This window comes from Kribbella sp. NPDC023855 (assembly GCF_040639475.1).
In the GTDB taxonomy this organism is placed as follows: Bacteria; Actinomycetota; Actinomycetes; order Propionibacteriales; family Kribbellaceae; genus Kribbella.
In genome coordinates this window covers 275221-288266 of record NZ_JBFAAA010000002.1, presented here as the reverse complement: position 1 = coordinate 288266, position 13046 = coordinate 275221, and the positions used below count along the sequence as shown (strand labels likewise).

Annotated in this window: 10 protein-coding genes; 2 read left to right on the top strand and 8 right to left on the bottom strand. The window is 67.4% G+C overall.

Features of this window, described 5'->3' with window-relative positions; translation table 11 throughout:
• Nucleotides 1–5 precede the first annotated feature (5 nt).
• The 8 genes from AB0F51_RS07045 to AB0F51_RS07010 all read right to left on the bottom strand — a co-directional run bounded on the left by AB0F51_RS07045 (nt 6) and on the right by AB0F51_RS07010 (nt 9906).
• Nucleotides 6–1256, bottom strand: coding sequence for a CehA/McbA family metallohydrolase (locus AB0F51_RS07045; RefSeq protein ID WP_360275306.1), 1251 nt, complete (start codon nt 1254–1256; stop codon nt 6–8).
• The gene (locus AB0F51_RS07040; protein ID WP_360275303.1) at nt 1256–2347 is read right to left on the bottom strand and encodes an ABC transporter ATP-binding protein; all 1092 of its coding nucleotides are present in this window, start codon (nt 2345–2347) and stop codon (nt 1256–1258) included. The genes AB0F51_RS07045 and AB0F51_RS07040 overlap by 1 nt, the downstream gene beginning before the upstream one ends.
• Nucleotides 2347–3168, bottom strand: coding sequence for a carbohydrate ABC transporter permease (locus tag AB0F51_RS07035; RefSeq protein ID WP_360275300.1), 822 nt, complete (start codon nt 3166–3168; stop codon nt 2347–2349). Before AB0F51_RS07035 ends, AB0F51_RS07040 begins: the two co-directional genes overlap by 1 nt.
• Complete coding sequence (locus AB0F51_RS07030) at nt 3165–4055, bottom strand: sugar ABC transporter permease (RefSeq protein ID WP_360275297.1); 891 nt, start codon at nt 4053–4055, stop codon at nt 3165–3167. The genes AB0F51_RS07035 and AB0F51_RS07030 overlap by 4 nt, the downstream gene beginning before the upstream one ends.
• The gene (locus AB0F51_RS07025; RefSeq protein ID WP_360275294.1) at nt 4052–5476 is read right to left on the bottom strand and encodes an extracellular solute-binding protein; all 1425 of its coding nucleotides are present in this window, start codon (nt 5474–5476) and stop codon (nt 4052–4054) included. Before AB0F51_RS07025 ends, AB0F51_RS07030 begins: the two co-directional genes overlap by 4 nt.
• A gap of 514 nt (nt 5477–5990) precedes the next feature.
• Nucleotides 5991–6752 (bottom strand): ricin-type beta-trefoil lectin domain protein, encoded by a 762-nt coding sequence (locus AB0F51_RS07020; RefSeq protein WP_360275292.1) that lies wholly within the window; start codon nt 6750–6752, stop codon nt 5991–5993.
• Between the two features lie 376 nt (nt 6753–7128).
• Nucleotides 7129–7560, bottom strand: a complete 432-nt coding sequence (locus AB0F51_RS07015; RefSeq protein ID WP_360275289.1) for a hypothetical protein — start codon at nt 7558–7560, stop codon at nt 7129–7131.
• A 39-nt stretch (nt 7561–7599) separates the two neighbouring features.
• Nucleotides 7600–9906, bottom strand: a complete 2307-nt coding sequence (locus AB0F51_RS07010) for a DEAD/DEAH box helicase (RefSeq protein ID WP_360275287.1) — start codon at nt 9904–9906, stop codon at nt 7600–7602.
• A 76-nt stretch (nt 9907–9982) separates the two neighbouring features.
• Here AB0F51_RS07010 and AB0F51_RS07005 point away from each other — a divergent pair, with 76 nt between their 5' ends.
• Complete coding sequence (locus AB0F51_RS07005; RefSeq protein ID WP_360275284.1) at nt 9983–10312, top strand: STAS domain-containing protein; 330 nt, start codon at nt 9983–9985, stop codon at nt 10310–10312.
• Between the two features lie 169 nt (nt 10313–10481).
• Nucleotides 10482–12785 (top strand): sodium-translocating pyrophosphatase, encoded by a 2304-nt coding sequence (locus AB0F51_RS07000; RefSeq protein ID WP_360275282.1) that lies wholly within the window; start codon nt 10482–10484, stop codon nt 12783–12785.
• The last annotated feature ends 261 nt before the right edge of the window (nt 12786–13046 follow it).

The window sequence follows — 13046 nt, the reverse complement described above, 5'->3', positions numbered from 1 at the left end:
CCCTCCTAGCCGGTGAGGGACAGGAAGCGGTTGTCGTGGGTTATCAGGGCTGTGCCGGTGGTAGTGGGGGCCGGGACGGTTTCGTGGGGGGTGCGGATGGGGTGGCGGGTGCCGTCCGGGGTGAGCAGGAGGGTGTTGGGGGCGTCGATCACGACTAGTTCGTTGTCGTTGTGGAGTACTACGGGGGCGTTGTAGCCGGCAGAGATGGCGGTGCGGCCGGCGGCTAGGGCGTCCAGGACGGCAGGGACCAGTTCGTCGGGGCCCTCGGCGGCTGCATCGATGGCCAGCCAGGTGGTCGGGGTGCCGGGCAAGGTCATGGACGACGGGTTGTGGAAGTCGCTGCCGCCGATGGGGGTGGTGTCACCCAGGCCCCACGCCTGCCACCAGGCGATGGGGCCGCCCCAGGTGTGGTCGAGCCACGACGAGTGCCAGACCTCCGCGAGTGGCGGGTGCTCCGGCAGCGGGTGTCGCCAGGAGCAGTCGCCGCCGAGGGGGTGGTTGATCGACAGCAACCCGCCGCGCCCAGCCACCTCCTTCACCCACGTCGCGGCAGGGCGGCGGAAGTCGATGAAGCCGATCGCGCCGAATGCGTTCGCGTGGCCGGTGTCCGTGGTCACCTCTTGCCCGGGGATGAGCCCGATACCGAACTGCCGACCCACCCCCGGCAATTCCCGGTGATGCGCCTCGGTGTTGTGGTCGGTGATCGCCATGACGTCCAGCCCCGCCGACACCCCGAGTGCAGCGAGGTTGGCCACCGGTGTCGAGCCGTCCGAGTGCAGCGAGTGCGAGTGGAAGTCACCAGCCACCCACCGAAGCCCTTCCCCAGCGGGCAACTCACGACGCGGCGGCCGAGCCGGTACGCCGACAGCAGCCGTCAACGCGGCGTACTCGTCCAGTCCCGGGATCACCGAGACCGGTCCGGTGACCGCTTCGACCACCAGTTCGACACCTTCGACCGGGACGCGATGCAGCCCGATGATCACGAACCAGGTGCCCTCCTCCAGCTCACCGGGCAGATAGCCAGGCGTCGCAGCAGTCGGAGTGATCGCGAAGGTTCGACGAGCGCCGCCGGACCAGCCGCGCCAGCCGGAAGGGCCCTCACACCCGAGATCGATCACCGCGCCCTCCACCGCGGGCACAGTCAGCGTCACCAACAGCCCGGGACAGCCAGCCGGGATGTCGACCGGCAACGAATGCCAGACCGACTCCGCCCGGTCGTCCAGCGTCCACCGCTGCCGGTAGCTCGTACTAGCCATCAGCCGACGACGGCCGGCTGGCGGGCCAGTAGGTCGCCGGACTCCTTGTCGTACAGCAACACTCGCTGAGCAGAAGCAGTCAGTACGACGGTCGTACCCGGCGCCGGCTCGTCTTCCTCCGGCACCGTCACGCCGATCAGCGTTCCGTCGCAGTCGACGCTGATGAGCGACATCGTGCCGAGGTTCTCCGCGACGACCACCGAGCCGCGCAACGACGGCCCGGACACGTCGCCGGTCGACAGCGTCAGGTACTCCGGCCGGATCCCGACCGTCACCTCCGCATCGGTCGGCACCGACGAGGTTGCGGCAGGCAATGACCCGCCGGCGAGCGAAACCGTACCCGCGGCCGACACGACCCCGGGGAGCAAGTTCATCGGAGTGGAGCCGATGAAGTTCGCCACGAAGGTGTTCGTGGGCCGCGCGAACACCTCACGCGGCGACCCGAGCTGGCGCAGCTGACCGTTCTGCATCACCGCGATCCGGTCCGCCAGAGCCAACGCCTCAGCCTGGTCGTGCGTGACGAAGACAGTCGTGATCCCCAGATCCCGCTGCAGCTTCTTCAAAAAAGTCCTGGCCTCCAGCCGCAACCGCGCGTCCAGGTTCGACAACGGCTCGTCGAGCAGCAGCACCTTGCCCTCGGACGCGATCGCCCGAGCCAGCGCGACCCGCTGCTGCTGCCCGCCGGACAGTTGTCCCGGCCGGCGCTCCAGCAACCCCTGCAGCGACAGCTCGGCGCCAGTCCGCTCCGCGACCTCAGAACGAGTCGACGGAGCGACTCGGCGTACCTTCAACGGGTAGGTGATGTTCTCCGAGACGGTCATGTGCGGGAAGAGCGCGTAGTCCTGGAAGACCATCGCCACTCCGCGCTTGCCGGGCTCGAGCCGGGTCACGTCGGCCGAGTCGATCCGGACCGTGCCCTCGGTCGCGGACTCCAGTCCGGCGATCGTCCGCAGCAGCGTCGTCTTACCGCACCCGGACGGGCCGAGCAGGGCGAAGAACTCGCCGTCGGCCACGGTCAGGTCCAGCCCGTCGACGGCGCGGACGCCGTTCGGGTAGACGGTCGCCAGGCCTTCGATGTCGATGCCCGCCATCAGCTCTTGATCCCTCCATGGAAGCGGAACCCGTACCTCGAGTTCACCAGCAGATACAGCACGACGACCGGAATCGAGAACAGCAGCGAGAAGACCGGGATCACCGACAGGTTGGCGCTGCCGCCCTCGTCGGTGAAGGTCTGCAACAACACGGCGCCCGGCTGCCGGTCGGTGGACCGGATCAGCAGGAACGGCACCAGGAAGTTGCCCCACGAGTTCACGAACGCCCAGACCAGGATGGTCGCCAGCCCCGGCCGGGCGACGGGCAGCACCACGTCGCGCAGGATCTGCAGCGTCGAGGCGCCGAACACCCGGGCCGACTCCTCGTAGGACTTCGGCACCGCGTCGACGAAGTCCTTCAGGATGAAAATTGCCGCCGGCAACAACCCGCCGGTCATCACCAGCGCGACGCCGAAGCGCGAGTCGATCAGCCCGAGCTGGAACATCATCACGAAGATCGGCACCATCGCCGCGGTCCCGGTGACCACCGACGACAGCAGCAGAAGCCCGTACAGCAAGGCGTCGCGCCCAGGAATCCGGACCCGGGACAACGCATAGCTGGCCAGCGCCGCGAAGGCCGTCACCGCCACTGCGGTGGTGACGCAGATCAGCAGCGAGTTGACCATCGAGTGCATCGCGTACGGATGCGCCAGCGTCTTGCGGAAGTTCTCCAGCGTCCAGTCCGGCCAGCCCACGCCCAGCCCCGGAGAGGCGTCGAAGGGTGCCGACGCGATCCACAGCATCGGTACTGCGAAGAACAACGTGATCGCGCAGATCAGCGTGTAGAAGCCGATCCGGCGTACGACGTCACCCGGTGTCATGAGCGCCTCCGCAGCAACCGCAGGTAGAGCAGCGCAACGAGCAGGTTCGCGATCAGCAGCAGGAACGAGATCGCCGACGAGTAGCCGAGCTCACCGCCCTGCAACGCGACGTTGTAGATGTAGACCGGCACGGTCTCCGACTCGTGGTTCGGCCCGCCCTTGGTCAGCAGGAACGGCGAGAAGTCGTTCGCGGTCCACAGCGAGATCAGCAACGTGTTGGTCAGCACGTGTCCGCGAATGTGCGGGAACACGACATCCCGCAGTGTCTGCCAGCCAGACGCACCGACCATCCGCGCGGACTCCAGTTGCGACGGCGGGACCGCCTGCAGCGCGGAGGAGTAGAGCATCATCGAGAAGGCCGTACCGCGCCAGGTGTTGAACAGCACCAGGCAGACCATCGGGTAGTCGATCAGCCAGGCCGTGCCCTGCGTCCCGAGGATGCTGTTGAGCGTCCCGGTGTCCCGGTCGAAGAACGCGATCCACAGGTACGCGACCACCGTCGACGGCAGGATCCAGGCCAGCAGGACCAACGCCTCGACGGTACGCCGGACCGCCGGGCGGGCGCGGCGCATCGTCCAGGCGAGCGCGAAGCCGAGGATGTTCTGCCCGATGATCGCCGAGCCGAGGACGAACAGCAGCGTCAGCCAGAGCGCGTTGTGGAACAACGCGTCGTTGAGGGCCTTGGTGTAGTTCGACAGTCCGACGATCGACGGCGAAACGGCCTGCACACCGGTCAACCGGTAGTTGGTGATGCCGATGTAGATCGTCCAGAGCGCCGGGAAGACCAGGAATGCCCCGATCAGCAGCAGTGCCGGTGCCAGGAAGCCAAAGGCCCGCCCGACACCGAGCCCCGCGACATCCTGGGCCGGACCACGGACCCTTCTCAATTGGTGGTGACCTTGTCCTTGCTACCCGCCGCAGCCACCACGGCCGTCTGGTAGCCCTTCGCCGCTGCCTCGGTGGTCTTGCCACCGATCACGTCCGCGGTCGCCTGCTGCAGCGCGGCCGAGACCTGCGGGTACTCCGCCAGCCCCGGCCGGTACTGCGTGATCGGCAGCACCTTGGTCGCGACGAAGTTCAGCATCGGGTCGCCGGACAGGACCTCGGCGTTGACGTCGGTGCGCTGGGTGATCTTGGCGGCGCCGTTCAGCCCGGCCTTGACCATCTCGGCCGAGTTCATGAACTGCAGCAGCTCCCAGGCCTGCTGCGGGAACTTGGTGTTCGGGTTGATCGCGACCGCGCCGCCACCGGACATCGAGACGAAGTCCTGGCCCTTGACGCCGGCCCCGGGCTTGCTGGCCGGGATCAGCGCGTAGCCGACCGCGGTGTCGCGGTCCGCCATCTTGGCGACCCCGGACTTCGGCTCCACCACACTGCGCCAGAAGTAGTCGCCCTCGAGCAGGATGCCGATCTTGTTGGCGGCGAACTCGGCGAACGACTTGTCCCGGCCCTTCGCCTCGCGCTGCAGGATCGGGTCGCCCAGGCCGCTGCCGTAGATCGACTTGTAGAGGTCGAGCACCTGCCGCAGTTGCGGGGTGTCCCCGAGCCACTTGCCGTCGGTGTTGATGGTCGCGCCGGTTCCCACCAGGAGCGGCAGCACGCCCTGCATCGTGGTCGCCTCGCCCATCGCCGTACCGGCGTTGATCTGGATCGGCTTGACGCCGGGCAGCTTCTTCAGCGCCTGGCCGGCCTGGATGATCTCGTCCCACGACTTGGGCTGCCAGTCGGCCGGCAGCCCGGCCTGGGCGAACAGTTTCTTGTTGAAGTACAGCACCCGGCCGTCGGTGCCACCCGGTACGCCGTACCGCTTGCCGTCGAACATGCCGAGCTGCTGGACCGCCTCGGGGATCTGTTTCCAGCCGTCCCAGTCGTCCACCTTGGCGGCGTCGCCGACGGTGTCGGTGAGCGGCTTGAGGTAGCCGGCCTGGGCGAACTCGCCGACCCAGATGCCGTCCACGTTGATCAGGTCCGGGCCGGTCTTGTTCGACAGGCCGAGCGCGAGCTTCTGCTTGTAGACCTCGTCCTCGGACCCGTCACCCTGGAACTTCACCGTGACGTCGACGCCCTTGGCCTTCTGCGCCTCGACGAACTTGGGGATCAGCACGTTCTCGGTGAACTCCGCGCCGGCGGTGTTCTTACCGCCCTTGACCGAGTTGGCGCCGATCACCAGCTCGACCTTCTTCGCATCGGCGTTGCGGTTCGTGTCCTGCTCGCCGCCGGAGTCCGACGAGCCGAGGCAGCCGGTCAGCAGCACGGTGGCGGCCGAGCCGAGGACGGCCAGCCGGAACAAGGGCGGAATACGTCGCATCAGGGGGCTCCTTGCGGGTCAGTTCAGCCAGTGCCGGTTCACCTTGGCACTCGGCGCCGACTTTGTGAAGACTTTTTCACGGCGGAGAGGAAAACGTTGTCATTTTCCTACGGCGGCTTGTTGCCCTCGGCTACTTCCCGGGGACGCTGAGTGGACGTCAAACCCGAACCAGGCGGCAGGCATTGCGGAATAGTTAAAGCTCACTCGCGGTTGGATTACAAAGGGTAGCCGACTAGATACAGCTCGTGAGAGCGCGAGGTAGCGTCAGTGCCGATCGGATCACTGACACGGAGGTGACGAAGATGCTTGGAATCATTATCGACCTCGGCCTCGGCTGTTGGCACCACTGTTGGCACCACTGCTGGTGGTGACGCACTGACCGGGCCGCTCCGCTGACGCGCAAGCAGCGGATAGCCCACCGCTCCGGAATCTGTTCCTGAACCGAAAGGAAGGGGCCGGCCCCGACATCGCGTCGGGGCCGGCCCTCCTCTGTTCGGCTGAGGATCCTCCAGCGTCAGCGCTGTGCCAGCTGCATCATCTGCTTCGGCAGGGTCGTCATCTGTGCCGGTACCGGGGTCTTCGCCCGGACCAGGTCGAACAGGCTCGTCGCGGCGTTCGCGATCGGCAGCGGCAGGGCCAGGCCCAGCGATGCCAGCAGTGCGTTCACGAGTGCCAGTACCGCGCCGAGAATGTCCAGGCCCGGCAGCGGCAGTGCGCTCCAGCCCTGGTACTTGCCTCCGCTGGCCGGCTGGTTACCGGTCGGCTGAGCCTGCTTCGCCTTGCCCTTGCCGAGCAGCGAGCTGAGTGCCATTCCGTTCGCTGCGTTGACGAAGGAGCCGGACGACTCGTCGTAGTTCCACTTCTGTCCGTCGCCGTCCCGGCAGGGCAGCACCAGCACCGGTGCGTCCTTCGGGGTGGCGACCAGATCCGCGCCGGTGTCCAGGCAGGCGCCCGTCTTGGCAAGGGCGCCACCGACGCTCCTGCTCATCGCGACCTGCAGCTGGCCCTTCTCGGTGAGCACCCATTCCTGGGTCTTGCCCTCCTTGCCGGGAGCGCACGCCATCATCACTGCCATCGGGACCTTGTTCGAGGTGACGAAGGTCAGGCAGTACCGGGTGTCGGCCCGGTTGGCGATCTGCTTCACCACGCCGACCTCGACGCCCGGTGGGTCGGCCGGTGCCGGAACCGCCGCCTGGGCGGGGATCGCGGTGGCCAGGGCGACGCTGACGGCGAGGACTGCCACGCCGGTGCGGCTCACAATTCTACGGATGATCAAGACAACCTCCAGAGGTCGTGCCATCTCGCGGCGTCAGGTCGTCGGGACCCCGAGGCGAGAGCGGTCAGCGTTTTCCAGGCCTGGAACGGCCGACGGTGACTCAACGCGACGTTGACGCCACGACCAGTAATACACAGCTGGGTCGGCGGTGGTTATCGAGATCTGGGGGAACTTGATGCCAATGGCAACTAACTGCCACGCCAAGATTGTTGCGCAGGGCATCGATATGCGGCTGCGAAACGGCTGTGCCGCGGCCGAGTGGCGGCTGTGCCTGGATCGACATATTACAACGGTTTCCACAGCAGGGCAGGTTTTCCGGTTGAGCGGTCCCACCTTGAGCGGAAGGTGAAACCGGCTCAACTCAGGGCGCTGTGCGTCAGTGCGGCTGCTTCGAATCGGTGCCGTCAGCAACAGTGTGCGGCCGGCCCGCCAGGCGCTCTCCCTCCGAGACGTCGACGGTGCGGCTGTCGGGGTCCTCCGCGGGAAGGGTGTGGTCCGGATCCGCCGCGTGCCGGCCGACCGGCGTCACGGTGGGCTCGTCCGGCTGGGTGTCGACCTCCGCGACCTTCTCGCGGAGCTGACGGACCTCCTTGTGCCGGCGGTAGCCGCGGCCGAGTCCCTTCTTCGTCAGCCACAGGCCGAGGGTGACGGCGACGCCGGCGGCGACGCCGAGGAAGAACAGGGTGGGGACGGCCAGTCCGAAGTCGACGCCGAACACCGACAGGGTCGTCGAAGCATCGGACGAGAAGGTGACGCCCAGGCCGAAGAGGACGGCAAGGACGATCAGGACGATTCCGAGGGCTAGCATGATCGCTGCCTTTCTTCCAGCAGCCTGGTGCTGGAGGTTTCAGGCCTCACTGCGAAGAAGTGCGGTAAGCAGCGCGACTGCGCCACCTTTGTCGAGCGGGTTGTTCCCGTTCCCACATTTCGGTGACTGTACGCACGACGGACACCCGTCCACGCACTCACAGTGTGCTATCGCCTCGCGTGTCGCGGTCAACCACTCGCGCGCCGCGGCGTACCCGTGCTCGGCGAAGCCCGCCCCGCCCGGGTGGCCGTCGTACACGAAGACGGTGAGCCGGCCGGTGTCGGCGTGCTTGGCGGTGGAGACGCCGCCGATGTCCCACCGGTCGCAGGTGGCGAACAGGGGCAGCAACCCGATCGCCGCATGCTCGGCCGCATGAGCAGCTCCCGGTACTTCGCTCAGCCCCAGCTCGGCGACCATCGAGTCCGGCATGGTCCACCAGACGGCCTTGGTCCGCAGCGTGCGCTCGGGCAGATCCAGCGGCTGCTCGTCGAGGACGTCACCGGTGACTAGTTGCTTGCGCTGGAACGAGATCACCTGGTTGGTCACCTGCACCCAGCCCCGCGACAGCTCGGCCGCACCCCAGTTCTGGGTGTCCTCGGTGGCCAGGATGCTGATCTCGGTGACGTCCCGGGCGAAGGTGGTGTAGTCCGGTGAGGCGGGCTCGACGATCGCCGCGTGGTTCTCCAGGTCGAGCGTGCGGACCAGGTACGACTCACCCGCATGCACGTAGACGGCTCCGGCGTGCACGCTCGCGTGGGCCGAGCCGCCATCGACAGTGCCGAGCAGCCGGCCGGTCTGGTCCTCGACGATCTGCACTGTCTTGCCGCCGGCCGAGCGGATGTCGATAGCGTCGACAGCCCGGTCACGCCGCGTCCAGAACCAGCCGTGCGGCCGCTCCCGCAGCAGCCCCTGCTTGACGAGCTGCTTGATGACGCTCTCGGTCGTCGCCCCGAAGACGTCGTAGTCGTCAGGAGTGAGCGGCAGCTCTTGAGCGGCGGCGCAGAGCTGTGGACCGAGCACATACGGGTTCTCGGGGTTGAAGACTGTCGCCTCCACAGGTCGCCCGAAAATCGCTGCCGGGTGCCGGACGAGATAGGTGTCCAGAGGATCGTCCCGGGCGACTAGGAGAGCCAGTGCATCGCCACCGGATCGCCCGGCGCGTCCAGCTTGCTGCCAGAGCGAGGCGCGCGTCCCGGGCCAGCCGGACAGTAGTACTGCGTCCAGCCCGGCGATGTCGATGCCCAGCTCCAGCGCATTGGTCGCAGCCACACCGGTCAGCTCACCGCTCTGCAGCATGCTCTCGAGTCGCCGGCGCTCCTCCGGGAGGTAACCAGCCCGGTACGCCGACACCTGCTCGCTCAACGCCGGGTCGATCTCCGCGAGGTTCTCCCGGGCAGTCATCGCGACCGACTCGGCTCCTCGGCGTGACCGGACGAACGCCACGGTCCTGACCCCCGACACCACCAGGTCGGTCAGCAGGTCGGCGACCTCAGCCGGGGCGGACCGGCGTACCGGGGCTCCGTTCTCGCCGCGGAGGGAGGTCAGCGGGGGCTCCCAGAGGCCGAAGGAGATGCCGCCTCGCGGTGAGCCGTCCTGCACCACCTCCACCATCGGCAGGCCGGTCAGCCGCTCACCCGAGACAGCAGGCTCCGCAACAGTCGCCGAAGCGCAGACAAAGATCGGATGCGCCCCGTACTGCGCGCAGACGCGCCGCAGCCGGCGCAGTACGCCGGCGACGTGGGCCCCGAACACGCCTCGGTAGTGATGGCACTCGTCCACCACTACGTACTGCAGCGAGCCCAGGAACCTGGCCCAGCGCTGGTGGTTCGGCAGGACGGACCGATGCAGCATGTCCGGGTTGCTCAAGACATAGGTGGCGTGGTCGCGAGCCCAGTCCCGCTCGGTCCGCTCCGAGTCGCCGTCGAGCGTCGTCGCGCGCAACCCTGGCACCGCGTACGCCGAGACCGCCCGCAACTGGTCGTGCGCCAGCGCCTTGGTCGGAGACAGGTACAGAACAGACGCCGTCCGTCGATGCGGTGACGCCGCGTGCGCGATGCTCAACGTCGCGAAGGCGGGCAAGAGGAAGCCGAGCGACTTGCCGGACGCAGTACCGGTTGCGACCACCACATGCTTGCCGCTGTACGCCGCTTCGGCGGTCTCGACCTGATGACTCCAGGGCGCGGTGATGCCACAGTCGGCCAGTTGGCTGAGCACCTCGGGTGGCGTCCAGCGCGGCCAAACGCCCGTTTTACCCAGCCGGGGTGGAACGGACTCGACATGGGTCAGCCGTTCGGCGCGGCCGGGCGCGGCCGCGAGCCGCTTGAGTACGTCGGCCGCCTCACTCATACTCCGACCCTAACTGGACGGGCACGCACGGTCCGTACATGGTTGAATGCAACAGTTCACGGGAACGGAGGCCGAAGTGGATCTGTCGCTGACGACGCGCACGGAGGGTGGGCGCACCGTCGTCGAGGTGGGTGGGGAGATCGACGTCTACACCGCGCCGAAACTCCGCGAAACCATTGTCACGTTGGTGGACGAAGGTCACTACGACCTGGTCGTCGACCTGGAAAGGGTGGAGTTCCTGGACTCCACCGGCCTCGGCGTGCTGGTCGGCGGACTGAAACGGGTGCGGACCCACGACGGATCACTGTCGCTGGTCTGTACCCAGGAACGGCTGCTGAAGATCTTCCGGATCACCGGCCTGACCAAGGTCTTCGAGATCCACCCGGACGTCGCCTCGGCCATCTGAGGCCGTCGGCAGCGGGTATGACGTAGACCACCCTGTCGTCAGGTCTGGTTGCTGACCCGTTAGAGTGACCCACCGCGTCAGGCCTTTGGCGCTGTGTCGTAATTCTCAACCCTTCGGTCACGGCAGTACGGGGGCCGTCAGCCCTGAGGGTTGCCTACAAGGAGGACGGATGTCCGGGCTGCTTGCTGTACAAGCGGTGGATCTTTCGTCGAGCAACACCACGCTGGTCATCGTCGTCGGAGTGATCGCGATCTTCGCGGTCGCCATCGCGATGGTGTTCCGCGGTCAGGTGCTTGCCGCGAACGATGGCACCGAGAACATGAAGACGATCGCCTTGGCGGTGCAGGAAGGGGCTGCGGCCTATCTGTCCCGCCAGTTCAAGACGCTGTCGGTCTTTGCCGTGGTGGCGTTCCTGCTGCTGTTCCTGTTGCCCGTGCACGGTGACGGCAACGAGACCACGCTGAAGATCTTCCGGTCAGTCTTCTTCCTGATCGGCGCGGGCTTCTCCGCCGCCATCGGTTACCTGGGCATGTGGCTCGCGACCCGGGCCAACGTCCGGGTCGCCGCCGCCGCGCGGGCCGAGGGACGTGAGCCCGCCATGCGGGTGGCGTTCCGTACCGGTGGCACGGTCGGCATGGCCACCGTCGGTCTCGGCCTGCTGGGCGCGGCCGTCGTGGTGCTGTTCTTCGAGGGCGACGCGCCCACGGTGCTGGAGGGCTTCGGCTTCGGTGCCGCCATGCTGGCCATGTTCATGCGGGTCGGCGGCGGTATCTTCACCAAGGCCGCCGACGTCGGCGCCGACCTGGTCGGCAAGGTCGAGCAGAACATCCCCGAGGACGACCCCCGCAACGCGGCGACCATCGCCGACAACGTGGGCGACAACGTCGGTGACTGCGCCGGTATGGCCGCGGACCTGTTCGAGTCCTACGCCGTCATGCTGGTCGCCTCGCTGATCCTGGGCAAGGCGGCCTTCGGCGAGCAGGGCCTGATCTTCCCGCTGATCGTGCCGGCCATCGGCGTCATCACGGCGGTGATCGGTGTCTACCTGACCAAGCCGCGGGCCGGTGAGAACGGCCTGCGCACGATCAACCGGGCGTTCTACATCTCCGCGCTGATCTCGGCCGTGCTCTGTACGGTCGCAGCCTTCGTCTACCTGCCGGACAGCTTCGCCGGCCTGACCGGCGCCACCGACGCGATCGCCGCCAACGACGGCGACCCGCGCATCATCGCCACCGTTTCGGTGATCATCGGCATCGTGCTGGCCGCGGTCATCCTGGCGCTGACCGGCTACTACACCGGTACCGAGGACAAGCCGGTCAAGGACGTCGGCAAGACGTCGCTGACCGGTGCGGCCACGGTGATCCTGTCGGGCATCTCGGTCGGCTTCGAGTCGGCCGTCTACACCGCCCTGGTGATCGCCGCCGCCGTGTACGGCGCGTTCCTGGTCGGTGGCGGCGGTGTGGTCGCGCTGTTCGCGATCGCGCTGGCCGGTTGTGGTCTGCTGACCACCGTCGGTGTCATCGTCGCGATGGACACCTTCGGCCCGGTCTCGGACAACGCCCAGGGCATCGCCGAGATGTCCGGTGACGTGGACGGCGAAGCCGCCCAGATCCTGACCGAGCTGGACGCCGTCGGCAACACCACCAAGGCGATCACCAAGGGCATCGCGATCGCCACCGCGGTGCTCGCGGCGACCGCGCTGTTCGGGTCCTACACCGACTCGATCTACTCGGTGCTGAACGAGGCCGGTGACGCCGCGTTCAACATGGACGCGCTGGTCTTCGACCCGTCCACGCTGGTCGGCCTGATCATCGGTGCGGCCGTGGTGTTCATGTTCTCCGGTCTCGCGATCAACGCCGTCGGCCGGGCCGCCGGTGCGGTCGTCTACGAGGTTCGTCGCCAGTTCCGCGACATCCCCGGGATCATGGAGGGCACCGGCAAGCCGGAGTACGGCAAGGTCGTCGACATCTGCACTCGCGACTCGCTGCGTGAGCTGGCCACCCCCGGTCTGCTCGCGATCCTGGCCCCGATCGCGGTCGGCTTCGGCCTGGGCGCCTCGGCGCTGGCCGGCTACCTGGCCGGCGCGATCGCCAGCGGCACCCTGATGGCCGTCTTCCTGGCCAACTCCGGTGGCGCCTGGGACAACGCGAAGAAGCTGGTCGAGGACGGCAACCACGGCGGCAAGGGTTCGCCGGCGCACGAGGCCACCATCATCGGTGACACCGTGGGCGACCCGTTCAAGGACACCGCCGGTCCGGCCATCAACCCGCTGATCAAGGTGATGAACCTGGTCTCGGTGCTGATCGCTCCGGCCGTCGTCGGGATGTCGACGATCGGCGAGGACACCAACACCCCGCTGCGGATCATCATCGCGCTGGTGGCCGTCGCCGTCATCGCGGTGGCAGTGGTGATCTCGAAGCGCCGGGAGTCCGTCATCTCGGACACCCCGGCCGAGGTCAACGCAGCGGCCTGACCGACTGACGCAGTACGCCGAGAGGCCCGCCGGACCCGTTCCGGCGGGCCTCTCGTCTTTGTGACACCGACCATCAGCTGGGAGTCACTTTCATTGAGCGCCGATGGATTTTCCTTGCAGGAAAGCCATTCGGCTACCAGTTGTCGACTTTGGTCGGATGCGGAGCGGGTCGGAGTACGGGATCGTCGGGGGCGGGTCAGGGAGTTAACCGATGGCATCCCCGGGCGGGAGGACGGCAGAATCCCCCTGAGGGTGGACACA